The sequence below is a fragment of the Serratia symbiotica genome (assembly GCF_000821185.2).
Taxonomy (GTDB): domain Bacteria; phylum Pseudomonadota; class Gammaproteobacteria; order Enterobacterales; family Enterobacteriaceae; genus Serratia; species Serratia symbiotica.
The window spans coordinates 2,741,565-2,766,885 of sequence record NZ_CP050855.1; the positions used below are offsets into that span (position 1 = coordinate 2,741,565).

General features: G+C 52.6%; 20 protein-coding genes, 3 pseudogenes and 1 riboswitch. Of the genes and pseudogenes, 10 read left to right on the forward strand and 13 right to left on the reverse strand.

The window, feature by feature from the left end:
- Window positions 1-3: 3 nt before the first annotated feature.
- A riboswitch (TPP riboswitch) is annotated at window positions 4-111 on the forward strand.
- Between the two features lie 57 nt (window positions 112-168).
- From thiB to thiQ, 3 genes are all read left to right on the forward strand, one after another.
- Complete coding sequence (thiB, locus tag SYMBAF_RS13660; RefSeq protein WP_052447608.1) at window positions 169-1,158, forward strand: thiamine ABC transporter substrate binding subunit; 990 nt, start codon at window positions 169-171, stop codon at window positions 1,156-1,158.
- The gene (gene thiP, locus SYMBAF_RS13665) at window positions 1,134-2,738 is read left to right on the forward strand and encodes a thiamine/thiamine pyrophosphate ABC transporter permease ThiP (RefSeq protein ID WP_040262672.1); all 1,605 of its coding nucleotides are present in this window, start codon (window positions 1,134-1,136) and stop codon (window positions 2,736-2,738) included. Before thiB ends, thiP begins: the two co-directional genes overlap by 25 nt.
- Before the next feature lie 93 nt (window positions 2,739-2,831).
- Window positions 2,832-3,536: a thiamine ABC transporter ATP-binding protein ThiQ gene (gene thiQ / locus SYMBAF_RS13670; protein WP_040262878.1), complete on the forward strand. Its 705-nt coding sequence runs from the start codon at window positions 2,832-2,834 to the stop codon at window positions 3,534-3,536.
- Between the two features lie 127 nt (window positions 3,537-3,663).
- On the opposite strand, the gene SYMBAF_RS13675 is transcribed toward thiQ, so the two are convergent.
- From SYMBAF_RS13675 to SYMBAF_RS13690, 4 genes and pseudogenes are all read right to left on the reverse strand, one after another.
- Window positions 3,664-3,843, reverse strand: a complete 180-nt coding sequence (locus tag SYMBAF_RS13675) for a hypothetical protein (RefSeq protein WP_152609005.1) — start codon at window positions 3,841-3,843, stop codon at window positions 3,664-3,666.
- 200 nt (window positions 3,844-4,043) lie between these two features.
- Window positions 4,044-4,631, reverse strand: a pseudogene (locus tag SYMBAF_RS13680) (helix-turn-helix domain-containing protein); the annotation flags it as partial.
- 73 nt (window positions 4,632-4,704) lie between these two features.
- Complete coding sequence (locus tag SYMBAF_RS13685; protein ID WP_040262876.1) at window positions 4,705-6,324, reverse strand: FGGY-family carbohydrate kinase; 1,620 nt, start codon at window positions 6,322-6,324, stop codon at window positions 4,705-4,707.
- Between the two features lie 23 nt (window positions 6,325-6,347).
- Window positions 6,348-7,097: an SDR family oxidoreductase gene (locus tag SYMBAF_RS13690; protein WP_040262874.1), complete on the reverse strand. Its 750-nt coding sequence runs from the start codon at window positions 7,095-7,097 to the stop codon at window positions 6,348-6,350.
- A gap of 125 nt (window positions 7,098-7,222) precedes the next feature.
- Between SYMBAF_RS13690 and SYMBAF_RS13695 the strand changes: the two genes are divergently transcribed.
- Window positions 7,223-8,227, forward strand: coding sequence for a LacI family DNA-binding transcriptional regulator (locus SYMBAF_RS13695; RefSeq protein WP_040262668.1), 1,005 nt, complete (start codon window positions 7,223-7,225; stop codon window positions 8,225-8,227).
- Here SYMBAF_RS13695 and SYMBAF_RS13700 read toward each other — a convergent pair.
- Window positions 8,224-9,075: pseudogene (locus SYMBAF_RS13700) on the reverse strand (sugar-binding transcriptional regulator). The gene SYMBAF_RS13695 and the pseudogene SYMBAF_RS13700 overlap by 4 nt on opposite strands.
- Before the next feature lie 249 nt (window positions 9,076-9,324).
- Here SYMBAF_RS13700 and dalD point away from each other — a divergent pair.
- The 5 genes from dalD to SYMBAF_RS13725 all read left to right on the forward strand — a co-directional run bounded on the left by dalD (window position 9,325) and on the right by SYMBAF_RS13725 (window position 15,201).
- Window positions 9,325-10,698 carry a D-arabinitol 4-dehydrogenase gene (gene dalD / locus SYMBAF_RS13705; RefSeq protein ID WP_040262666.1) on the forward strand — a complete coding sequence of 458 codons (1,374 nt, stop codon included), beginning with the start codon at window positions 9,325-9,327 and terminating at the stop codon, window positions 10,696-10,698.
- A 10-nt stretch (window positions 10,699-10,708) separates the two neighbouring features.
- Entirely contained in the window at window positions 10,709-12,172 is a 1,464-nt protein-coding gene (xylB, locus tag SYMBAF_RS13710) for a xylulokinase (RefSeq protein WP_040262664.1), read from the forward strand.
- A 64-nt stretch (window positions 12,173-12,236) separates the two neighbouring features.
- Window positions 12,237-13,517 (forward strand): RbtT/DalT/CsbX family MFS transporter, encoded by a 1,281-nt coding sequence (locus SYMBAF_RS13715; RefSeq protein WP_040262662.1) that lies wholly within the window; start codon window positions 12,237-12,239, stop codon window positions 13,515-13,517.
- Between the two features lie 42 nt (window positions 13,518-13,559).
- Window positions 13,560-14,728 (forward strand): IS3 family transposase gene (locus SYMBAF_RS13720; protein WP_152609001.1). Its coding sequence is split into 2 segments (ribosomal slippage): window positions 13,560-13,809 and window positions 13,809-14,728, totalling 1,170 coding nucleotides; the frame shifts between segments, so codons are not numbered across the junction.
- A 170-nt stretch (window positions 14,729-14,898) separates the two neighbouring features.
- Window positions 14,899-15,201 carry a P-loop NTPase family protein gene (locus SYMBAF_RS13725; RefSeq protein WP_152609004.1) on the forward strand — a complete coding sequence of 101 codons (303 nt, stop codon included), beginning with the start codon at window positions 14,899-14,901 and terminating at the stop codon, window positions 15,199-15,201.
- A 193-nt stretch (window positions 15,202-15,394) separates the two neighbouring features.
- Here the strand turns inward: SYMBAF_RS13725 and folA are convergent, their stop codons facing one another.
- From folA to carA, 4 genes and pseudogenes are all read right to left on the reverse strand, one after another.
- Window positions 15,395-15,877: a type 3 dihydrofolate reductase gene (gene folA, locus SYMBAF_RS13730; protein WP_040262657.1), complete on the reverse strand. Its 483-nt coding sequence runs from the start codon at window positions 15,875-15,877 to the stop codon at window positions 15,395-15,397.
- 162 nt (window positions 15,878-16,039) lie between these two features.
- A pseudogene (locus tag SYMBAF_RS13735) lies at window positions 16,040-16,285 on the reverse strand (threonine/serine exporter family protein); the annotation flags it as partial.
- Between the two features lie 249 nt (window positions 16,286-16,534).
- Window positions 16,535-19,759, reverse strand: a complete 3,225-nt coding sequence (carB, locus tag SYMBAF_RS13740) for a carbamoyl-phosphate synthase large subunit (RefSeq protein ID WP_040262655.1) — start codon at window positions 19,757-19,759, stop codon at window positions 16,535-16,537.
- A gap of 16 nt (window positions 19,760-19,775) precedes the next feature.
- Window positions 19,776-20,924 (reverse strand): glutamine-hydrolyzing carbamoyl-phosphate synthase small subunit, encoded by a 1,149-nt coding sequence (gene carA, locus SYMBAF_RS13745; protein ID WP_040262653.1) that lies wholly within the window; start codon window positions 20,922-20,924, stop codon window positions 19,776-19,778.
- Window positions 20,925-21,029: 105 nt separating this feature from the next.
- On the opposite strand from carA, the gene SYMBAF_RS13750 reads away from it, so the two are divergent.
- Window positions 21,030-21,332 carry a hypothetical protein gene (locus SYMBAF_RS13750; protein ID WP_152609003.1) on the forward strand — a complete coding sequence of 101 codons (303 nt, stop codon included), beginning with the start codon at window positions 21,030-21,032 and terminating at the stop codon, window positions 21,330-21,332.
- Between the two features lie 65 nt (window positions 21,333-21,397).
- Here SYMBAF_RS13750 and dapB read toward each other — a convergent pair whose 3' ends face one another.
- From dapB to lspA, 4 genes are all read right to left on the reverse strand, one after another.
- Window positions 21,398-22,219 (reverse strand): 4-hydroxy-tetrahydrodipicolinate reductase, encoded by an 822-nt coding sequence (gene dapB, locus SYMBAF_RS13755; RefSeq protein ID WP_006709597.1) that lies wholly within the window; start codon window positions 22,217-22,219, stop codon window positions 21,398-21,400.
- A 1,178-nt stretch (window positions 22,220-23,397) separates the two neighbouring features.
- Window positions 23,398-24,351, reverse strand: coding sequence for a 4-hydroxy-3-methylbut-2-enyl diphosphate reductase (gene ispH, locus SYMBAF_RS13760; protein ID WP_040262651.1), 954 nt, complete (start codon window positions 24,349-24,351; stop codon window positions 23,398-23,400).
- Window positions 24,332-24,802, reverse strand: coding sequence for an FKBP-type peptidyl-prolyl cis-trans isomerase (fkpB, locus tag SYMBAF_RS13765; protein WP_040262649.1), 471 nt, complete (start codon window positions 24,800-24,802; stop codon window positions 24,332-24,334). The genes ispH and fkpB overlap by 20 nt, the downstream gene beginning before the upstream one ends.
- Before the next feature lies 1 nt (window position 24,803).
- Window positions 24,804-25,313, reverse strand: a complete 510-nt coding sequence (gene lspA / locus SYMBAF_RS13770; RefSeq protein WP_006709600.1) for a signal peptidase II — start codon at window positions 25,311-25,313, stop codon at window positions 24,804-24,806.
- Between the last annotated feature and the right edge of the window lie 8 nt (window positions 25,314-25,321).

The window sequence follows — 25,321 nt, forward strand, 5'->3', positions numbered from 1 at the left end:
GGTGCCGTCTCATCGGGGTGCGGAAAAGGGGCTGGCCCTTTTCTGCTGAGAGCACACCCGTCGAACCTGATCCGGTCAATACCGGCGGAGGGATTTGAGCCTAGCGACCCAGCCTCACCGCCTCGCCCCCTCAGATACCCTTGCCCTTTTATTTTTCAGGAGTGCAAAGTGGTCAAAAAAAAATACCTGCCCTGTTTACTGCTGCTGTGCGCCGCATCGGCGCTCGCCAAGCCGACACTGACGGTTTATACCTATGATTCCTTCGCCGCCGACTGGGGCCCCGGCCCAGCAGTGAAAAAAGCCTTCGAGGCCGACTGCGGCTGCGAATTGCAATTCGTCACACTGGCAGACGGCGTATCGCTGTTGAACCGTCTGCGCATGGAAGGCAAAAATAGCGCCGCCGACGTGGTGCTTGGGCTGGACAACAACCTGCTGCAAGCGGCGCAGCAAACCGACCTGTTCGCACCGAGCGATGTGGATACCAGCAAACTGACCGTACCGGGGGGCTGGCAGGATAAAACCTTCGTGCCCTACGACTACGGCTACTTTGCCTTCGTCTACAACAAGGACAAACTGAAAAACCCGCCTAAAAGCCTGCAAGAACTAGTGAGCCGTGACCAACACTGGCGGGTAATTTACGAAGATCCGCGCACCAGTACCCCTGGTCTTGGCCTGCTGCTATGGATGCAAAAAGTCTATGGCGAAAAAGCGCCAGAGGCCTGGCAACAACTGGCGAAAAAAACCGTCACCGTCACTAAGGGTTGGAGCGAAGCTTATGGCCTGTTCCTCAAGGGCGAAGCCGATCTGGTGCTCAGCTACACCACTTCCCCGGCCTACCACCTGATCAAAGAAAAAAAAGACAGTTATGCCGCCGCCCAATTCAGCGAAGGCCACTATCTTCAGGTCGAGGTTGCCGGCAAACTCAAGGCCAGCAAACAGCCTGCGTTGGCGAAGCGCTTCATGCAGTTTATGGTGACGCCAGCATTCCAGAGCAGCATCCCTCTCGGCAACTGGATGTATCCCGTCATCGACACCCCACTGCCGATCGGCTTTGAACAGATGACCACTGTGCAAACCACACTGCAATACCGCACCGACGAAGTGGCTAAACATCGCGGCAATTGGGTTCGGGCATGGCAAACCGCCGTCAGCCACTGATCCCCATTTGGTGGTGGCCTGGGTTGTTGGCCGCAGGTCTGATCCTGACCATCGCCACGCTGGCGCTCGGCTCACTGTGGCACTATGCACCAGAAAGCGACTGGCGCAACTTGTGGCAGGACAGCTACCTATGGCATGTGGTGCGCTTCACCTTCTGGGAGGCACTGCTGTCGGCACTGCTCTCGGTGCTGCCCGCCATCTTACTGGCGCGGGCGCTGTATCGCCGCCGTTTCCCTGGTAGGCAGTGGCTGCTTAGGCTATGCGCCATGACGTTGGTGCTGCCGGTGCTAGTGGCGGTGTTCGGGCTACTCAGCGTCTATGGCCAGCAGGGCTGGCTGGCCACGTTGTGCAGTTGGCTGGGTGTTAACTACAGCTTCTCGCCCTACGGTTTACGGGGCATTTTACTGGCGCACCTCTTTTTTAACCTGCCGCTAGCCAGCCGCCTGCTGTTGCATGCGCTGGAGAATATACCGGTCGAACAGCGCCAACTGGCGGTTCAGCTCGGTATGAACAGTTGGCAGCAGTGGCGCATTGTCGAATGGCCAGCGCTGCGCCGCCAACTCCTGCCGAGCGCTGCACTGATCTTTATGCTGTGCTTCGCCAGCTTCGCCACAGTGCTGGCGCTGGGCGGCGGGCCGCAGGCCACCACCCTGGAATTGGCGATCTATCAGGCGTTGAGCTACGACTACGATCTCAGCCGCGCCGCGCTGCTGGCACTGATCCAGTTGGGCTGCTGCCTGGGGCTGGTGCTGCTCAGCCAGCAACTGAGCCGCGCATTGCCGGTGGGCAACACCCATGCCCACCACTGGCGCAACCCGGCAGACAGCCAGTGGTGCCGCATCGTCGATGGCCTGCTGATCGCCGCCGCCCTGTTGCTGCTGCTGCCGCCACTGCTGGCGGTGATGACCAACGGCATCAACCAGGCGCTGGCAAGCGTGTTGCAGCAGCCGCAGCTATGGCAGGCGCTAATGACCTCGCTGCGCATCGCGCTCGGTGCCGGGTTATTGTGCGTGGCGCTGACCCTGATGTTGCTATGGAGCAGCCGTGAGCTAAAGCTACGGCAACGGCTCCGTTGGAGCCAGACACTGGAGCTGAGCGGCATGGTGATCCTGGCAATGCCGGGCATCGTACTGGCTACCGGCTTCTTCTTGCTGCTCAGCCATACCCTTGGAGTGCCACAGTCACCCTACGCACTGGTGATCCTCAGCAACGCGCTGATGGCGCTGCCCTATGCGCTGAAGGTGTTGGAAAACCCGATGTGTGATCTGGCCGAACGCTACAACCTGCTATGTCTGTCACTGGACATACACGGCTGGCAACGGCTGCGGCTGATTGAACTGAAAGCGCTACGCCAGCCGCTGGCACAAGCGCTGGCTTTCGCCTGCGTGCTGTCCATCGGCGATTTCGGCGTGGTCGCCTTGTTTGGCAACGCGCATTTCCGTACCTTGCCTTTTTACCTGTACCAGCAGATGGGTGCCTACCGCAGTCACGATGGCGCAGTGACTGCGCTGCTGTTGCTGTTGCTATGTTTCCTGCTGTTTACCCTGATCGAACGTTTACCAGGCCGCTCAGCCCTATAGATTTCAAGGTGCTGCAAGGTGGCAACTGAGCGACAAATCGGTCGGAAAACGAGTTGAATGCCACAAAGCGGCAACTTGAAAGATGAAGGACATATGCTGACGCTTGAAAAACTGACCTATCGCTATGAACATCTAGCCATGTGCTTTGACCTGTGCATCCAGCCGGGTGAGCGCGTTGCGGTGCTAGGGCCAAGCGGTGCAGGGAAAAGCACCCTGCTAAGCTTGATCGCCGGATTTTTGCCAACCACCAGTGGCAAGCTGGTGCTTAACGGCGCAGATCACACCGTCACGCCGCCAGCCAAACGCCCGGTATCGATGCTGTTTCAAGAAAATAACCTGTTCGCTCACCTAACGGTGGCGCAGAATATTGGCCTGGGTCTGGATCCCGGCCTGCACCTGAGCGCGGATCAACAGCAGCAACTGGCGCAGATCGCCCGTCAGGTGGGGTTGGAAGAACAGTTGCCGCGTTTACCATCGCAGTTGTCCGGTGGTCAGCGGCAGCGTGCTGCCCTGGCACGTTGCCTGATCCGCCAACGGCCGATCCTGCTGCTCGACGAACCTTTCTCGGCGCTTGATCCAGCGCTACGCCATGAGATGCTGCAACTGTTGCTGGCTGTGTGCGAACAGCGCAAGCTGACGCTACTGATGGTGTCGCACAATCTGGAGGACGCCGTGCGTATCGCGCCGCGCACACTGCTGGTGGTGGATGGCCGCATCGATTACGACGGCTCAACACAGGCTCTGCTGGACGGCAACGCGCCAGAAGCCTGGGTATTGGGTATTTCGAGCAAAGCGTGATCGTAAGGTACATTTTTATGCGTGCGGCGGGGGCTGGCGACCCGCCGCCCTTCCTGAGCAATCCAGCTAGGCAGGAAGGAGAGCGCTGCTTGAAAGATCAACCAGACAGCACTTGCCACAGCAGATGCTAAGACACTGGCATCTGCTGCTGGTTCAGCAAGTAGCCGCCGGTAAGCACCGCCAGCCAACTCAGCGAGCAGGTAACGCGCAGCCACCCCGGCGATAGCCAACGACTCAACCGATCATCGCGGCGCTTATCTTGGTGCCACCCGCGCCAACTCAACCAGGCTGTCAGCCCGATCAGCACCGCCAGCGCCAATAGCAGCGTAAGCGTTGCGCCAACTCACATGGTTTTTGCATTTTTTTTTGGGGGGGGGGATAAACTCATTACCACTATCAGACGAAATGATTTTCTGGGTAAGGCAACAGTTCACACAACCGGCTGTTAGGCCAAGTGCGCTCAGCAGGCCGCCTCCTGAATGTCCGGCTGGGTAAACAGTGTCTGGTACCCGGTGTATGAGGTGAAGCAGGCTTGTTTGGGCGGAATTTGATACCGCATTCTTTTAATTCTTCCTATACCTTAACGGCAAAAAACTCTCTTTCCCGCTCCGTCTGGAACCACTGTATTGAGAAAGGCATTTCTTCAATAACACAATTGATAAAATCCAGCGTGTTTACAGCTGTGCGACGTGAGTAAAGCCTTAATACCCTGTCGCGAATAAAATCAGCTTTCTGTCGAAATTTAACCACTGGCTTAATCTGATTCTGGCTAACAACCTTATGGATCGTTGCCATCGCCAAAGAGATTGAATGAAGCCACTTGAACTCGCGTTGGATCCGCCTGGCACCCAAATTCTACTGTGAACGTGACTCCAGAACAGCGCTGACTTCGTCTGGGCCGGTTTTAGTTGATGGTAAGCTTCTAGGGCGACAGCTATGGCTTTCCAGACCAACCATTCCCTGTGCCAGATACCTGCGCCTCCATTTACGTAATGTGGGAGGCGAAATATCACAGCGACAGCATACTAACTCCGCATCACCAGACGTTTCATAGAGTTTTACTCGCGGTAATCACAGCTGAATTTCCCTGTTCATCGTGAGGTATTATAGTGAAACGATGTCCATGAATGACACAGGTTATCTTATGCGGGCAGTGATCCGCCCTATTTTAATTATTTCGAATCGCCCTAGCCGTTTGCTGTAAGAGCTTATAGCTCTCATAGCGTGACTGGTGCGTCTGGCGATAAGCCTCTTGTGGCTCGAATTGCCTGTCCAGTTTAGTCATTAGCGTCATAGCTTCATGCACGGTTGATGCAACATCCCCGGCTACAGCACCCAAAATCGCTGAACCCAGCAACACCGGTTCGCTACATTGCGTAGTGATAATGGGCTGCTGGCAGGCATCGGCCAGCAGTTGACGTACCAACGGATGTTGCCCTGCACCACCGCTAATGACTATCTTATCAGTCTTGACTCCTTGCTGATGTTGAGCATCTATAATCTGCCGCAGCCCGTAGCCTATCCCACAAAGCCCGGCGATATACAGTGCAATTAAATTGTCCAAGTCGCGTTCCATCCCTAACCCGGCAATAACAGCTCTGGCCTCAGGATCAGCAAACGGTGCACGATTACCTAAAAACTCCGGAACCACATGTAGACCTCGGGCCAGTTCGATAGCGCGGGAAGGATCGGTAATTTTAGCCAGTGCCAAATCCGCAAGGTATACTGGCAAAGGAACATTAAGCGCCTGCGCCTGTTCTTTTGCTTCGCCAGCAGCAGGGTGGAAGGTTGCGAGCTGATCGATAGCCGCTCCGGCAACACTCTGACCACCTTCGCTTAACCACATACCCGGAACCATTGCTGAATAGTACGGACCCCATACGCCCGGAATATAGACCGGGTTTTCTGTCGATGTCATGGTGCAGGCAGAAGTACCAAAAACCCAGGCAAGATTATGCAGCGCACCATTATCAATCCCCGCTGTGCCAATACCCCCCGCATGTGCGTCAATCATGCCGATGGCAACAGGGGTGCCGACAGGCAATCTCATTTCATCAGCCGCCATGGCGCTTAAGCCTTGTCCACAAGGCGTTCCCGGCTCTTTGATATTCTGGCCGATACGTACAAATTCTTCATCTGCCAGCTCATTAAGACCAATGATGCGGAAGTAGTCTGGCTCCCAACGTTTTTCGTGCGCCAAGTAGGTCCATTTGCAGGTTACTGTGCAAGTTGAACGAACCAAATCACCGGTCGCGCGCCAAGTGAGAAAGTCTGCCAGGTCGAAGAATTGCCATGCGCTATCATAGATTTCCCTGCGGTTCTCTTTCAGCCACAGGATTTTTGGGGTTTCCATCTCCGGTGACATTTTGCCGCCGACATACTGTAATACCGGGTGTTGAGTCTCGTTAATGCGTTCGGCCTGCTCAGTTGCGCGGTGATCCATCCAGACAATGATATTACGTTCTGGTTGCGTGATATCCCCAACCGGCAGCGGTTCACCGCCTCGACCCAGCACAACGAGTGAACAGGTCGCACCAAAGCCAATACCGCTTACGCTTGCTGGCGCTACACCCGCAGCGCCAACTGCTTCACCAATGCTCTGGCATACAGTCTGCCAGATTTCGTTACTGGACTGCTCAACTTTGTTGCCTGCACTACGAAACGTTGTAATAGGGCGCGTAGCATGGGCAAGTAAATGCCCAGAAAGATCGAAAATCCCAGCGCGCACACTGCCCGACCCAACATCGACGCCAATGACAGTATTTTTTTCTACGGCTTTATTTTTCATCTTCATAGCCCGTTTATTTGGAATTACAAATCCATACTATTTGGCAGTATTACCAAATCGCGAACGGTCACGTTTTTATTGCGGGTAACCATAAACAGCACGGACTCAGCAACTTCAATGGGCTGCATCAGGCTGCCATTTGCCAACGCTTCTTCCATTTTCTCTTTCGGCCAGTCGTCGAGGAGGGCAGTAACTACCGGGCCTGGTAACACTGCGCCTACACGTACACCATATTGTGCAACCTGGCGACGGGTGGAGTGAACAAAGGCCTGTACTGCAAATTTTGACGCGGTATAAATTGGCTCCCAGATAACCGGCACCACACCGGCAACTGAACTGGTGAAGATGATATCGCCTGATTTCTGTGCGATCAGATGAGGTAGAACGGCACGCACGCTACGAAATGCAGCGTTAATATTAAGATTCAGCACGCGATCCCAAACATCAGGATCACCTTCTGCAATCGGGCCGCCGATATAGGCTCCGGCATTGGCATGGAAGATATCCAAACGTCCCGCGCGTTCCAGAATGCCCTCAAGAATTTTATCGACCTGCTGTGACTGCATCAGATCGACGACCAGTGGAAATGCATTTTCACCCATTTCAGTCGTCAATTTCTCCAGTTTTTCACCGTCGCGGTCAATAAGTACAACTTTAGCGCCGGCAGCCAGTAAAGTTCTGGCACATGCAAGACCAATACCGGAAGCTGCACCTGTGATGGCCGCAGTTTTACCGCTGAGAGAGTTATTCTTAGAGGGTATGGTATTTTTCATTTTATAATCCTCTTCAGTGGGCCAGAATTTTGGGATGTCGTCATTTTTGCTCAATCGATAGAGCAGAATTAGCACCAGATGATATTTGCGACAAGCACAATTAGACATGGAGAGAAAAATTTGTGATGCACGCCAGGAATACGAAGAAAATTACCATTTACGATTTGGCGGAACTGACGGGCGTTTCAGCGAGTGCAGTAAGCGCAATTCTTAACGGCACCTGGAAGAAGCGCCGCATCAGCGCAAAACTGGCAGAGAAAGTCACGCAGATTGCGCAGGAACAAGGATATGCCGTCAATCGGCAGGCCAGCTTGCTGCGAAAAGAAAAATCACGTGTTATCGGCATGATTGTGCCGAAATACGACAACCGCTACTTCGGTTCAATCGTTGAAAAATTTGAAGAGATGGCGCGTGAGCGCGGCCTGTTTCCTATCATTACGTGCACCCGTCGCAACCCGGACCTGGAACTTGATGCGGTCCGTACCCTGCTTTCCTGGCAGGTTGAATGGGTTATTGCGACAGGGGCGACGCGGGCGGATGAAATTTCTAAACTCTGCACTCAGGCTGGCGTACATACTTTAAACCTCGATTTGCCTGGAACATTGGCACCTTCGGTTATTTCCGATAACTATGACGGCGCAAAGTTACTCACTGAACGTATTTTGATTAATACCCAAAAGCGTTTCGGAAAAAAAATTCCGCTAACGTTTGTCGGTGGACGACGCAATGACCATAACACGCGTGAGCGTCTGCGGGGTTTTCGCGATGCACATCAAGAAGCGGGGCTAGTGGTTTGCGCGAAGAGTATTTTTATCGACGGCTATTCACCAAAACATGTTCAGGAAACGCTGACAGCATTTACTCCCCCAGAAAATGGCGTCTATGGTTTGTTTGTTAATTCGACTATATCGTTGGAAGGTGTAGTTCAGTGGTTGGCTGCGCGTGGGCAAACAGGGGAGCGACAACCGCCGATGGGCTGCTTTGACTGGGATCCTTTTGTCCCATTACTGGGGCATGATATCGATATGGTCAGGCAGGATGTCCCGGCTATGCTTGAGGCGGTGTTTTCAATCATTGATTCTGGAGATGCGAAGATTCAATGCATCGAAATTCCGCCAACGCTCAGCTAACGGGCAGTGTGTTCATCGGTGACCAGGCCGTTAATCCATTTGCCCTTAAGCGCTGAAAAAATAACCCGGCGCTTATCTTCACCGTAGGCTGCGGCGCATATCGTAACTGGTGATCAGGTTATTGATATCACTCTCCACGACGTCACCGTTAGCATCAATGAAGCGACCCAGAATTTCCCCGATAGCCCCTTGCAGCGTCAGCATTTCAAGCTGTTCGAGAGTAATAAACCCATCTTTAAATATTGGGCTTTCCTGAGTGAGCGCGACGATACCGACAAAAATAACGTCAGATTCTTTTGCGACATTTGAAACGCTTTTGAACAGACGATATGGACACCACATTTGATGTTCAAGGGAGGTTTGCGCATAGCGTGGTGCAGGACATTGATAATAGTTAGCCTGAATTTTATTCGCCAACAGCAGTGGAACGTCATCGTAATAGTTACATTTCCCACCAGCATCCATGGCGCTGATTAAGGCGACGCAGCGGGTGTTAGCGCTATCAAAATCGATGCGTCTGATAGTCTCTTTCAACGTAAGCCCGAAGCCTATCCCAATAACTTTGTCGCCATCGGTTCTTAGGTATTTTTCCATTAACTGATAACAGCCAAAGGAAACGCTATCGAGCGTCACGTCGCTAGTAAAAGCGGGCACAACGTTACATTCAACTAGCCCATATTTTTCTTTGAGCATCTGTGCGTAATCCAGGCAACTCACGACAGGATGATTCAGCCCAATAGAAACAATCCCTTCGTCTTTCGCAGCAGCAATCAGGCGTATACCACCGGACGTGAAATGCCCAGTTGCATAGCAATTTCACTCTGGTTTTGCCCGGCTATGTAGTACATCCAGGCGGCGCGAACTTTCTGCCGGGTATCTTCTTCATTTATAAATTTATTCAGTACTTTAATATTGTAAACGGGAGAGTTAGCTCCCGAATGTATATCCACATTTTGGGACGTGCAGGCAACTCAATTTCTCCTCTTTTTGATCATTTGTTATTTTTTAGGTCAATTGATCTTTGTGACATAAAGCCCTTAAATTATTTAACTTTTCAATTACATTCTTGCTCGCAAACTGAAATTGAGAGCAATGTTATGACAACGCAATCTGGTTACATCTGGTTACATATTGGTTTGGAATCTTTTCACCGCGCGCACCAGGCCTGGTATCTGCACCGTTTGATTGCACAAGGAGATGCCCGCTGGCATATCGCCGCCGGTAATATTCGTAATGATGCTGAACATGTGGTTACCGCTCTGACTGCGCAGCAAGGCCGCTACGTGTTAGAAACCGTTAGTCCTGAGGGTAAACGTATTTATGAAGAAATAACGTCTATTCATAAATTGTTACCGTGGCAGGCAGATTTGCAGCCATTGATTGCTGAAGGTGCAAAACCTGAGACCAAAGTTATCGCTTTTACCGTGACGGAGGGCGGCTACTATCTGAATACCGCTCATAAACTCGAGGTCGGTAACGCTGATTTAGCCTGTGACTTGCAGGGCGGTAATAAAACGATTTATGGCGTTATTACCCGTATTCTTGAACAACGTATGGTCAATCATGCCAGTCCGTTAACGTTGCTCAACTGTGATAACTTACGTCATAACGGTGAACGCTTCCATGATGGCCTGGTAGAGTTCCTCGCACTGAGAGAAAAACATGCCGTTATTGACTGGCTAAAAGCGAATGCCAGTTGCCCAAATGCCATGGTTGACCGCATCACACCACGCCCAGCGGCGGATCTGCCAGCACGTATTAAAGAAAAAACCGGTATTGATGACAAAGCACCGGTGATGAGTGAAACCTTTATTCAATGGGTGGTTGAGGACAATTTCCGCGATGTTCGGCCTGATCTTGAAGCCGTCGGTGTGGAAATGGTTAAATCTGTTATTCCATACGAAGAGGCAAAAATCCGCATTCTGAATGCGTCCCATAGCTGTATTGCCTGGGCCGGAACGCTGATGGGCAAGCAGTTTATCCATGAAAGCACCCTAACTGACGCCATTTATGCCATTGCCGATCGCTATGTCACCGAAGATGTTATCCCAAGACTGGGTGATAACAGCATCGACCTGCCGACATACCGTGACATTGTCCTTAAGCGCTTCACCAACCCCTATATTGAAGATACCAACCAGCGCGTAGCGGCGGATGGTTTCTCAAAAATCCCGGCAATGATTACCCCGACGATGAGCGCATGTTATCAGCGTGGTGTGATCCCGCACGCAACCGCAATGCTGCCTGCACTGTTCTTTGTCTTCATGGAGCAGTGGCATAAGGGGCAACTGCCTTACGAATATCAAGATGGCATTCTGGATGCAGACGCGGTTCACGCCATGTTTAACGCAGAAGACCCGATTGCGCTTTTTGCCAACGACAAGGCCCTGTTCGGAGAGTTAACGCTGCGTGAGGATTTCGACGTGCTGTTACGTGAAAAAATTCAAGCAATTTACGCGCTAATCCGCTGAGGGGTGAACCATGTATTTAGGCATCGATCTTGGAACTTCTGAAGTCAAGGCGCTGGTCATTGATGAAAGCGGCGAGATTGTTACCAGCCATAGCGCACCTCTGACTCTTCAGCGGCCTCATCCACACTGGTCAGAGCAAAGTCCACAGGCCTGGTGGGAAGCCACCCATTACCTGATGGCCACATTGAAAGAGAAATGTGAGCAACACTGGGCGGCGATAAAAGCCATTGGCCTCTGCGGGCAGATGCACGGTGCGGTATTGCTTGACGCTGCGGGGGAAGTTATTCGTCCGGCGATTTTATGGAACGATACCCGTAGTGCTCTGGAGTGCGCGGAGCTTGAGGAAATCGCTCCTGAGCTGCATTCGATTGCCGGAAATCTCGCCATGCCAGGTTTTACTGCACCGAAACTGCTGTGGGTTCGCAGACAAGAACCCGATAATTTCAAACGCATCGACACAGTTTTATTGCCAAAAGACTACCTGCGCTGGCAAATGACAGGAAAAAAAATCTCTGACATGTCGGATTCCGCTGGCACGCTCTGGCTTGATGTCGCCAGGCGCGACTGGTCTGACGCGCTGCTGGAGAAATGCGGACTTTCAAGACGCAACATGCCCGAACTCGTCGAAGGCTGCGACATTTCCGCCACACTTGCACCGGAAATAGCCAAACGTTGGGGATTGAACCCGTCAGTGGTTGTTGCCGGGGGTGGGGGGGATAACGCGGTGAGTGCGATTGGCGTGGGGGCTGTAAATCCCGGTGATGCCTTTATTTCACTTGGTACTTCCGGGGTTTTATTTGTGGTGAACGAAGCATATCGCCCGGCTCCAGCTTCTGCTGTCCACGCGTTTTGCCATGTGTTACCCGATCGTTGGCACCAGATGAGCGTGATGCTCAGTGCTGCCAGTTGCCTGCAATGGTTCTGCCGTCTGGTAGGGATTACTGAAGCCGCATTGCTGGAGGAGGTAGCACAACTCAGCGATAGCCAAAGAGCAAACGCGCCGATGTTTTTACCCTATCTATCGGGCGAACGAACTCCCCATAACGATCCTGATGCCAAAGGGATGTTTCACGGTCTGACGCACGCCAGCAATCGCGCAACGATGGGTTACGCCGTACTGGAAGGTGTCAATTTCGGCCTCGCCGATGGTCTTCATGTGTTGCAGGAAAGTGGCACACACTTAGCGCAATGCTCGTTGGTGGGAGGAGGTGCGCGCAGCCCGCTCTGGGCGCAACTGCTGGCGGATGTTCTCAATATCTCAGTCGTGACACACGAAGGTGGTGAAACCAGTGGTGCTCTTGGCGCGGCGCGGTTAGCGTGTCTGGCTGCGGGCAAAGATCTGGCTACAGTTTGCAAGAAACCGGAAATCAACCAGACATGGCGTGCACGCCCTGTACAGCATAAAAGCCTACTGAAAAGGTATACGCAATTTAAGTCTTTGTATGAGAACGATCTGAATTTTAGAAATGACTGATTTTTATAATAAAAAACCCCAGTCATAACCGGGGGATCCTCTTGTACACGAAAATGAGGTCACTATGTCTGTTACTAACAAACAGTGGTTTGGGTTACCGCTACATCTGCTGTGGGGCTACATAGCTATTGCCGTGTTTATGACCGGAGACGGTTTTGAGCTGGCATTTTTGTCCCACTACATCAAAGAGCTGGGATTCTCTCCTGCACAGGCTTCTTTTGCCTTCACGCTTTATGGGTTAGCAGCGGCACTTTCTGCCTGGGTTTCCGGTGTGGTGGCTGAAATTATCACGCCGCAGAAAACCATGTTTATTGGTTTTGTGCTGTGGTGCATTTTCCATGTTCTGTTCCTTGTCTTCGGTCTGGGGCATACAAACTACCCGCTGATCCTGCTGTTTTACGGTATTCGCGGGTTTGCCTACCCGCTATTCCTTTACTCTTTCATCGTGGTCATTATCCATAACGTGAAGAGTGAAAACTCCAGTTCAGCGCTTGGTTGGTACTGGGCGGTCTATTCCATCGGTATCGGCGTAGCCGGTAGCTATATTCCGAGCTTTACTATCCCGCTTGTCGGGGAGTTGGGGACGCTGTGGATGGCGCTGTTCTTCTGCCTCACAGGTGGATTGATTGCCATGATTTCATTGCGTAAGGTGCAAACCCCAACGCATATGCACAACCTTATGACGCGTGAGAAACTGAATGAACTAAGCCGCGCTATTACGCTACTGTACACCAATCGCAGCATCATGTATTCGAGCATGGTGCGGATTATCAACACCCTTTCTCTATTTGGTTTTGCGGTGATTATGCCCCTGATGTTTGTAGATGAACTAGGCTTCACGACGACCGAATGGCTACAGGTGTGGGCGGTATTCTTCTTTACTACCATTTTCTCCAATATTTTCTGGGGGATCGTCGCCGAAAAAATGGGTTGGATGCGGGTTGTTCGCTGGTTTGGTTGCCTTGGGATGGCGGCTTCAAGCCTGGTATTTTACTATGTGCCGCAGCACTTTGGTCATAATTTCGGTATGGCGCTGATCCCTGCTATCGCATTAGGCATATTTGTCGCGGCATTCGTGCCGATGGCTGCGGTATTTCCGGCACTGGAGCCTCGTCACAAAGGTGCGGCCATTTCGGTCTATAACCTCTCCGCAGGTCTGTCTAACTTCCTTGCGCCAGCCATTGCCGTTGTTCTTCTGCCTTACTTCAGCACAATTGGTGTCGTTATTGCCTATACGACGCTGTATATCATTGCTTTCTTCCTTTGCCATTTTATCCGTGTCGAACAGCCAGGCTTTGAAAGCTCTCTTGCTGATTGTAGTGGCACACTGAATTTGGCCACCTGAACAGAGGTGATATGCTCACCTCAGGACATTACAGGTGCTTCAATGAAAAAAAGAAATTTCAGTGCAGAGTTCAAACGCGAATCCGCTCAACTGGTCGTTGACCAGAACTACACCGTGGCAGATGCAGCCAGTGCTATGGATGTCGGCCTTTCCACAATGACGCGATGGGTGAAGCAGTTGCGTGATGAGCGGCAGGGAAAAATACCTAAAGCCTCTCCCATTACTCCTGAACAAATTGAAATACGTGAGCTGAGGAAAAAAATACAACGTATTGAAATGGAAAACGAAATATTAAAAAAGGCTACCGCGCTCTTGATGTCAGACTCCCTGAACAGTTCTCGATAATCGGGAAACTCAGAGCGCATTATCCGGTGGTCACACTCTGCCACGTGTTCGGGGTTCATCGCAGCAGCTACAAATACTGGAAAAACCGTCCTGAAAAACCAGATGGCAGACGAGCTGTATTACGCAGCCAGGTACTGGAACTGCATAGCGTCAGCCATGGCTCTGCTGGCGCAAGGAGTATCGCAACTATGGCAACCATGAAGGGCTTCAGGATGGGACGATGGCTCGCCGGCAGGCTCATGAAAGAGCTGGGGCTGGTCAGTTGTCAACAGCCCACTCATCGGTATAAATGCGGTGGCCTTGAACACATCGCTATCCCGAATCACCTTGAGCGGCAGTTCGCAGTGACAGAGCCTAATCAGGTGTGGTGTGGCGATGTGACCTATATCTGGACAGGCAGGCGCTGGGCCTACCTCGCCGTTGTTCTCGACCTGTTCGCGAGAAAACCGGTGGGCTGGGCAATGTCGTTCTCACCGGACAGCAGGCTGACCATCAAAGCGCTGGAGATGGCGTGGGAGGCCCGGGGAAAACCAGCCGGAGTGATGTTCCACAGCGATCAGGGCAGCCATTACACAAGCAGACAGTTCCGGCAGTCACTGTGGAGGTATCGGATCAGACAGAGTATGAGTCGGCGTGGAAACTGCTGGGATAATAGCCCAATGGAGCGCTTCTTCAGGAGTCTGAAGAACGAATGGGTACCGGTGACGGGTTACATAAACTTCAGCGATGCAGCCCACGCAATAACGGACTATATCGTTGGGTATTACAGCGCGCTCAGGCCGCATGAATATAACGGTGGGTTACCACCAAACGAATCGGAAAACCGATACTGGAAAAACTCTAACGCGGTGGCCAGTTTTAGTTGACCACTACAGATACAGCAAAAGCGGCGGTGAGGGCATCATAATAAAAGGTGGGGAGGTTATCTCAAGTAGGTGCTGATAAATCCTATTTATCGCAGCTTAGAATATGCGACTTTCTCGGCGTAAAAGATATTCTACTGGCTCTTAGCAGAGTCAGAGATGGTTACTGCGCATTGTCCGACTTTGATCTGATTGGTGATAATTGGCTGTTGAAAGAGGAAATCGAGCAACAACTATTGGCGATGGAACTCCCTACAGACCCTTTCTTGCCCGGTGACGTATTAAGCAGTGGTCAGCTTACACGTCTTACTTTGCATAAACTTTTCCGGTCAGGTTACAGATATCTGATACGTGATGAACCAGGAAATCATCTGGACATGGAGTCGAGAAAACTGTTAGCGCAGGCGTTGAATGATTTACCGGCAGCGTTCTTATCGTCAGTCACGATCAAGATTTTATTAATGACATCAATATAGATGGCGTCATTACATTGAGAGACATGTGATTTTTATTAGTTGCGATTTGATGGAGCTGTCACGGAACTGCTGAACCAAAATCTGATTTATTCAACAAAGCCGAGCAGAAATGATTACCGCCCCGCATGAACTCACAGAGACGACATAAGGCGCAATCCTTTGCGCCCTCATGATTAGATTGAATGCCCAGCAATCAGCAGCGTTCCAAGATCTCGAAGCAATAGCTATGAGAATTCAGTTCGTCTGCATCGTGGAATTCGCTGAACGAGGTTTCCCATTCGTACGGTTCATAATCTGGGAAATGAGTATCGCCACCAACTTCAGCATCAATATGCGTCAGGTACATGCGGTGAGCGCGTGCGAGGAACTGGCTATAAATACGCCCACCGCCCACCACCATCACTTCTTCCACGTTCCCAGCAGCGGCTAATGCATCATCCAGCGAACTCACCCAGGTGACCCCAGACTCGCTGCCCGAACGGCTGCTCAATACAATGTTATGCCGCCCCGGTAACGGGTAGCCAATGGATTCAAAGGTTTTACGCCCCATAATGATCGGCTTATTCAACGTATTGCGTTTAAACCACGCCAAGTCGGCCGGCAGGTGCCACGGCATGGCGTTTTCCATACCAATAACACGCTCCGCCGCCAAGGCAGCAATCAGGCTGATAATCATTGTTTAACCCTGTGTAGGCAGCAAATTGCCCACACTATACGTAAAGGCTCCTCTGCCGTCGATAGGCGAATCAAGCAAGATGGGTAGAGAAATAGCTGTTACAGGTCTATTGACTCACCAGCGATGAGTGGCCGCTGGGTTTCATACGCCGGGGCGTTTAGGCTAAAGCCACAGGACGATAGACAGTACAGCGTCGATAACACTGGCTTTAAGAAAATGGGTGATCATGGTTTCTATCCACGCCTCGCTATAGCCCAGGTGCGAGATTTCCACCACCATAATCATCGCGGTATAGGCGGAAATGCCGGGGCACATTGGGATCACCGCTGCGACGGTAAACACCTTCGGGTCGGCTAGCGACCAGCAGATACCGATCATGCCGATAAAAACCGCCACCAGCAACAACGCCTACTTAGAGCCTATGCCAGTAGGCGTAAATTGTGGCAGCCAGTTTGGGCCAGGACAGCGCGCAATCACCGCAGCGTACAAGGGAGTCCGTGAGGAGGGTGAGCACCGCCCAGAACCAAAATGGCAAATAAAATAGCCTACTGGGACAGGTTCTTAATGTTGATACCGACATGCAGCATCAGCATGTGCGCCCCCTTCCACACCACCCCAAGCAACGCGGCGAAGGCCGGGAGTTATGGCATCGCGCAATTACTTGCCGAGGCGCGCGTGCATTTCCTGCACTGAGATCACCTGCTCAGTCGGATCAGCCTTCAACGCCATTGCGGTGGCGAACCCGCCGTTCAGCGTGGTGTCGTAGTGCACCTTATATTGCAGCGCACTGCGACGAATCAGCTTGGAATCTTCAATCGCCTGGCGACCCGCAGTGGTGTTGACGATATAGGTGTACTCGCCATTTTTGATACGGTCTTGAATGTGCGGGCGGCCTTCGTGCACCTTGTTGACCAGCCGTGGGTTGATACCCGCTTCGCCCAGTACCACCGCAGTACCGTGGGTCGCATCCAGCTCAAAGCCCTGCCGCAATAGGTGGATAGCCAGATCCACCACCCGCGCTTTGTCGCCTTCACGCACCGATAGCAGCGCACGGCCTTGTTTCTCCATGCCTGACTGGCTGCCAAGCATCGCCTTGGAGAAGGCTTCAGCAAAGGTGCGCCCCACCCCCATCACTTCCCCGGTAGAGCGCATTTCTGGCCCGAGGATCGGATCAACACCAGGAAATTTGTTAAATGGCAGCACCACTTCTTTCACCGAGTAGTACGGCGGAATTACCTCTTCGGTGACACCCTGCTCAGCCAGTGTTTTGCCCACCATTACCCGTGCAGCAACCTTGGCCAACGGCACACCGGTAGCTTTGGAGACGAACGGCACAGTACGTGCGGCACGTGGGTTAACTTCAATCAGGTAGACTTTATGGTTTTTCACCGCGAATTGCACGTTCATCAGGCCGCGTACTTGTAATTCAAACGCCAGTTTTGCCACCTGCTGGCGCATTATGTCCTGAATGTCCTTACTTAGGGTGTAGGCTGGCAAAGAACACGCGGAGTCACCAGAATGCACACCTGCCTGTTCAATGTGTTCCATGATGCCGCCAATCAGTACACGCTCACCATCACAGATAGCATCGACATCCACTTCCACTGCGTCATTCAGGAAGCGATCCAACAGCACCGGAGCATCGTTAGAGACGCTGACTGCATTTTGGAAGTAACGGCGCAAGTCGATTTCATCGTAGACGATTTCCATCGCCCGGCCACCCAGCACGTAGGAAGGACGCACCACCAGTGGATAACCGATACTGGCTGCTTGCTCTACCGCCTGCTCGACGGTAGTCACAGTGGCATTAGCTGGCTGCTTCAGGCCCAGGCGGTTAACCGCCTGCTGGAAGCGCTCACGATCTTCGGCACGGTCAATCGCATCCGGGCTGGTGCCGATAATCGGCACGCCTGCTGCTTCCAACTCGCGCGCTAGCTTCAATGGGGTCTGGCCACCATACTGCACGATCACCCCCTTTGGCTGCTCGATACGTACGATTTCCAACACGTCTTCCAGTGCGACCGGCTCGAAGTACAGACGATCGGAGGTGTCATAGTCGGTAGAGACGGTTTCCGGGTTACAGTTAACCATGATGGTCTCGTAGCCGTCTTCGCGCAGCGCTAGCGAGGCGTGTACGCAGCAATAGTCGAACTCGATACCCTGGCCGATACGGTTCGGCCCACCGCCCAGCACCATCACTTTTCGGCGGCCGTGGGTCGGGTTGGATTCGCACTCTTCTTCATAGGTGGAGTACATGTAGGCGGTGTCGGTGGCGAATTCTGCCGCACAGGTATCTACGCGCTTGTAAACCGGGTGTAGGCTGTAGCTGTGGCGCAGCTTGCGAATTTCGCTCTCGGCGACACCCACCAGTTTTGCCAAACGCGCATCGGCAAAACCTTTGCGCTTCAGGGTGCGCAAAAAACCCGGTGTCAGGCCATTGATGCCGGCTTCCGCCACCTGCTCTTCCAAACGTACCAGCTCTTCAATCTGCACCAGGAACCAGCGGTCGATATTGGTTAGGTTGAATACGCCATCGACTGACAAGCCAGCACGGAAGGCATCGGCGATGTACCAAATGCGATCCGCACCGGCATCTTTCAGTTCGCGGCGGATGACGGTCAATGCTTCTGGATCATCAAGGCTCACTTTCGGGTCGAAGCCAGTGGCACCCACTTCCAAGCTACGCAACGCTTTCTGCAACGATTCCTGCTGAGTACGGCCGATGGCCATCACTTCACCGACCGACTTCATTTGGGTGGTTAGGCGGTCATTGGCTCCGGCGAATTTCTCAAAATTGAAACGAGGGATTTTCGTCACCACATAGTCGATGGACGGTTCAAATGACGCTGGCGTGCGACCGCCGGTGATATCGTTCACCAGTTCATCAAGGGTGTAGCCCACCGCCAGTTTGGCGGCAACCTTAGCGATCGGGAAGCCGGTGGCTTTCGAGGCCAACGCAGAAGAACGTGACACACGAGGGTTCATTTCGATCACGATCAGACGGCCGGTTTTCGGGTTGACCGAGAATTGCACGTTGGAGCCGCCAGTTTCTACGCCGATTTCGCGTAGCACTGCCATCGAAGCGTTACGCATGATTTGGTATTCTTTGTCGGTCAGGGTCTGAGCTGGCGCGACGGTGATGGAGTCGCCGGTGTGGATGCCCATGGCGTCAAAGTTTTCGATCGAACAGACGATGATGCAGTTGTCGTTTTTATCGCGCACCACTTCCATCTCGTACTCTTTCCAACCGATCAGCGATTCGTCGATCAGCAGTTCTTTGGTCGGCGAAAGGTCGAGGCCGCGTTGGCAGATCTCTTCGAATTCCTCGCGGTTATAGGCGATGCCGCCACCAGTGCCGCCCATGGTGAAAGAAGGGCGGATGATGCAGGGGAAACCCACCTCAGCAGCCACTGCCAGCGCTTCTTCCAGGGTGTGGGCGATGCCAGAACGCGCGGTGTCCAGGCCGATTTTTTTCATCGCCATATCGAAACGGCGGCGGTCTTCAGCCTTGTCGATAGCATCGGCAGTGGCACCGATCATCGTCACGCCAAACTCGGTCAGCACGCCTTGACGTTCCAGCTCCAGCGCGCAATTCAACGCCGTCTGGCCGCCCATGGTCGGCAGCACCGCGTCCGGACGCTCTTTCTCGATGATTTTGCGCACCACTTCCCAGTGGATTGGCTCAATATAGGTGGCATCGGCCATTTCTGGGTCGGTCATGATGGTGGCTGGGTTGGAGTTGACCAGAATGACGCGGTAACCCTCTTCACGCAGCGCTTTACACGCCTGAACACCTGAGTAGTCGAACTCACACGCCTGGCCGATAACGATCGGGCCAGCGCCAAGGATCAAGATGCTTTTTATGTCGGTACGTTTTGGCATTTTTTATTGCTCCTGATTATTTGGCGTTAGAACGGTAAGTCTCAATCAACTCGATAAAGTGATCAAACAACGGCGCGGCATCGTGCGGGCCTGGGCTGGCCTCTGGGTGGCCCTGGAAGCTGAACGCCGCTTTATCGGTGTGGTGAATGCCCTGCACCGTTTGGTCAAACAACGATTTGTGCGTTACACGCAAGGTCGCTGGCAGGTTGTTCTCATCTACCGCAAAGCCGTGGTTCTGGGCGGTGATCATCACGCAGTTGTTGTCCAGATCTTTCACCGGGTGGTTGCCGCCGTGGTGGCCAAGCTTCATCTTTATGGTTTTCGCCCCACTGGCCAGCGCCAGCAGTTGGTGACCCAAGCAGATGCCGAACAGAGGAATATCGGTTTCCAGGAACTGTTTGATAGCGTCGATGGCATAGTTGCACGGCTCTGGGTCACCTGGGCCGTTGGATAGGAAGATGCCGTCAGGACTCATCTTCAGCACTTCATCGGCCGGAGTTTGCGCCGGCACCACGGTCAGGCGGCAGCCGCGATCCACCAGCAGGCGTAAGATGTTGCGTTTGACACCGTAATCGTAAGCCACCACATGGAACGGCAGTGCCTCAGCGGTTTGGGCCTCTGGTAAGTTACCTTCAAGCCGCCAACTGCCTTGTTGCCAGCGATAAGATCCTTTGGTGGTGACTTGTTTTGCCAGATCCATGCCCTTCAGGCCGGGGAAGCCCCGCGCCTTGGCCAACGCCAGCTCAGCATCCGGCGAGTCGGCGGCAATGATGCAGCCGTTCTGAGCACCTTTCTCACGCAGCAGACGGGTCAGCTTGCGGGTATCGATATCGGCGATCGCCACAATATTATGACGTTTGAGGTATGCACAGAGACCTTCTTCATTGCGGTAATTGCTGGCAATCAGTGGGAGATCGCGAATAACCAGCCCTTGGGCATGAACAGCGGAGGATTCTTCGTCGCAAGTATTAGTGCCGACATTGCCGATATGAGGATAAGTAAGAGTAACAATCTGGCGGGAGTAGGAAGGGTCAGTGAGGATTTCTTGATAGCCGGTCATCGACGTATTGAAGACCACTTCCCCTACCGCCGTACCCTCTGCCCCGATGGCCCGACCGTGGAATTGGGTTCCGTCTTCCAGAACCAACAGCGCTGACTTAATCAAAATACCCTCCAAGGAATAATTAATCGCAATGCTTGCATGTTAATTCAGATGTCACGTTCCAAATCAATGCAAAAATCCGTCCGCGAGGCCAATTTTCGGTAAATTGTGCGCAATTTTAATGATGAGTACCGCTGTTGTCTACCCAAAGCACCATTTCCTCCCTTATTTTTGCCGCTTTCGCCGTTTAATCAGCTCAGCAGCGATAAAAATACCGCTAAACTTGGGTGGGTAAATGGTTTGCGAGACGCAATAATAGAAAATCAACGTATTGCGGCCCTAAAATCAGTTGAAGAATACCTTTTGCGGGGAAAATCGCCATCCACAACCAATAAAAAACATGAAAATATCAACTTGAACATAAATTTTTACCATGATGACTATTTTAATAAAAAAATAAAATGGCGATAATAAAATAACCATTTTATCAACCAGATATAACCAATACAACTTTATCACGCCAGCACAATAATCAATTATAATTGGTCAAGACTAAGCACATCGTGCATATCAAACAGCCCTTTATCGTGCTTATACAGCCAGGATGCGGCACGTACCGCACCGCTGGCAAAAGTCATACGGCTGGAGGCTTTATGGGTAATTTCCACCCGCTCGCCGATATCAACGAACATGGCGCTATGCTCACCAACGATATCCCCAGCGCGAAGGGTAGCGAAGCCGATACTCCTCGGATCGCGCTCGCCAGTATGGCCTTCACGCGCATAGACTGCACAGTCTTTCAGATCGCGCCCTAACGCGCCGGCGATCGCCTCGCCCATCGCCAATGCAGTTCCCGATGGTGCGTCCACTTTATGGCGGTGATGTGCCTCAATAATTTCGATATCGCTAGAGTCACCCATCACCTGAGCAGCCTTCTCCAGCAACTTCAGTACCAAATTGACGCCAACGCTGAAGTTGGCGGCAAACACGATGCCAATATGCTGCGCCGCATTGCGGATCGCCCGCTTGCCAGCATCGTCGAAACCCGTGGTGCCAATGACCATCGCTTTGCGCTGTGCCACGCAGAAATCCAGGTATCTCAAGGTACCCTCTGGGCGGGTGAAATCGATCAGGATGTCGAAGTCATCTACCACTTTGTCCAAGCTGTCACTTAGGGTAATGCCCACTGTGCCAATGCCCGCCAGCTCGCCAGCATCGACGCCAACCAGGCTAGAACCCGGACGCGACAACGCTGCCCCCAGCACTACGCCTTCCGCCTGCTGCACCGCCCGGATCAGTTGACGCCCCATACGGCCGCTAGCGCCCGCAATCGCCATACGTATATGTGAACCAGTCATGTTCGCTCTCTTGTTAATTTGATTTCAGCACCCCAGATAATTGAAGCTGCATCAAGGTGGCTTATCCCGATGAACTTGTTCAGGTCAATGAGTGCGGCCAACACCGATGCAACTTCAAGTATCACGGGTTTATACATTCAGGGTAATGACCCCACCTTGATTACCGCCAGAGGATCCTTCGCATAATTAGATAATTATGTTATCTCCCCTTTTCATCAGCAACACTGCCAATGGGTTAATATTCAGCCAATGCAGGTACCTGAGAAGATTGTACATAATCATGCAGTGACTCTTAAGAAATGTTAGCTCTATTTCGTCTTGTTCCTTTTTCCGGCATAGCGGTCTTACTCTTCCTGTCACAGGGACTTTTGGATATTAGTGGCGATGTCAGATAAAGAGTTGAATCCGCTTACTGTGAGCGAAGCTGTGTGCGAAAAGCAATGACGTCTCCGTGATGCGGCAGCACAACATGACTTTAGCGAACACCAGGACAACGACGTCCGACTTTCAGACGCTGCTAGGAAAGCCAGTTTAAAGTGTGCTAAGCCCAAGTTAAGGTACTGACTCTTGTGAGGCAGAACTACTCTGATTTCGGCCTTAACTCTTGCTGCTGAAAAACGATCAGAGCGCCACAAATGTCGCTTTATCCGATGAAACGCTGCGTCGCTGGATGACGCTGATAGCCTTTAGGCCCCTTATTTTCAGCGGAAACTGAGAGTCTATCAGACCCGCTATCGCCAGAACGACTTCGGTAAGTGGATTCAGATTAGCCGTTCACATCATGATAGGTTCGAAACAGACATGCTGTTTTTCGTGTCAGTGAGAGCATGATACCTAAGCGACATGCTCAAGCTGGTCGATCTTGGAAAATTCAGAGCCAGTCTCAAGCGATGGCATGCAACTACACAGAAGTACCCGGTTGCTACTTACCATTACCCCTTGCGGTTTTTGATTTGAAATTATGCTATCAATACCAAACTCTACAATACCAACGCTCCCCGCACCAATCTGGGAAATTGCTCCGACAGGATTAAATTCAAGCATGCTGTATTGGGTGATATTCTAACTTTGGATAGAAAAAGCATCAAAAAGACACTGAGAGTGGTGTCATAGCACAGAAATGGATTATTCCCCCGTCTGAACGTAAAACGGGGAGGTTGTAATCAGCGTTTACCGGCTTAGTCAAGCTGCCTGATATCCACACGCAGCTCTTTAGGCACTTCAAACACGATGTTTTCTTCACGGCCGCTGATTTCATGCACTTCCTTACCGCCCAGTGCTTTCAGGCGGCTGATCACCTCCTGCACCAGCACGTCGGGTGCAGAAGCGCCAGCGGTGACGCCGATGTTGCTCACCTGGCTCAGCCAGGCTTCCTGAATATCCGACGCAGAGTCGATCAGATAGGCAGGTTTGCCGACGCGCTGGGCCAGTTCTGCCAGACGGTTGGAGTTGGAGGAGTTCTTCGATCCCACCACCAACACCACATCCGCATCATCGGCCAGATTACGCACGGCTTCCTGGCGGTTAGTAGTGGCGTAACAAATATCATCCTTGCGCGGCCCGATGATGCTAGGGAAACGCTGACGTAGAGCGTCGATCACGTCTGAGGTATCGTCTACCGACAGCGTGGTCTGGGTCATGAAGCACAGATTATTTTCATCTTTCACCTGCAACTGCCACACATCTTTCGGCGATTCCACCAGGTACATGCCGCCTTGTAGGTTGCTGTACTGGCCCATGGTACCTTCCACTTCAGGATGACCGGCATGGCCAATCAGAATGGCCTCGGTACCACGGCGGCTGGCGCGTGCCACTTCCATATGCACCTTGGTCACCAGCGGGCAGGTGGCGTCAAACAGCATGGTCAGATCACGCGCCTTGGCTTCGGCGCGCACCGCCTGAGATACCCCGTGTGCCGAGAAGACCAGAATCGACCCGTCCGGCACTTCGGATATCTCTTCAATAAACACCGCGCCGCGCTCGCGCAAGCTGTCGACCACATAGCGGTTGTGCACCACTTCATGCCGCACGTAGATTGGCGCGCCGTAAAGCTCCAAAGCACGCTCAACGATACTGATCGCACGATCGACACCGGCGCAGAAGCCACGTGGATTAGCCAGCAATATTTGCATGCCTCGCCTCCTGCTGTGGGTCAATCGCCAGCACTTCGATATCGAAGGTCACCGGGTGGCCTGCCAATGGATGGTTGAAATCAACAGTGATCGAATCTTCCACTACTGCACGCACCACGCCCGGCATTTCACTGCCATCAATAGCGGTAAACAGCATGATGGTGCCTACCTCCGGCACGCCGATTTCCGTAAAGTCGCGAGGTGAAAAGAACTGGATCAGATCCGGGTTCTCTGCGCCGAAGGCTGCTTGCGGCGGTAAGGTAAAAGTGCATGTGTCACCTGCATGCAAACCGAGCAGTTGCTCTTCCAGCGGTGCCGACAGGCTGCCGTCACCCAGGCGGAACAGCGCCGGTTTGCCGCTGCTGCGGGTAGAATCGGCGATCACGCCATCCTCCAGTTTCAGCGTAAAGTGAACCAGCACTGCACTGCCAGCGATAACCTGAACCGCCATATTATTCACCTTTGTTCTTTGCGCCTTGGTTCGCTGGCGACAGGAAACCTTCCAACATGATCATCGCCGCCCCCACGCAGATAAAGCTATCCGCCAGGTTGAAAGTTGGGTAATGCCAGTTGCCGATGTAAAAGTCGATAAAGTCGACCACAAAACCGTCCCACAGGCGATCGAACAGGTTGCCGAGCGCGCCGCCGATGATGAAAGCATAGGCGATATTGTTTAGCTTCTGCTGCGCGCTGCTGCGGTACATCATCACCAGCAGTACCGCCACGATAGCGATGGCGATACCAGCAAAGAACCAGCGCTGCCAGCCACCATGGTCGGCCAGGAAGCTGAACGCAGCACCGTAGTTACGGGCATAGAACAAATTGAACCATGGCATCAGCGGTTCGGACTGGCCCAGCACCAAGTAGCTGAGCACCCACTGCTTGCTAACGAAATCCAACACCAGTACTACCACTACCACCCACAGCCAGCGTAAGCCAGTCGAACAGATTAATTTACTCATCAGGTATC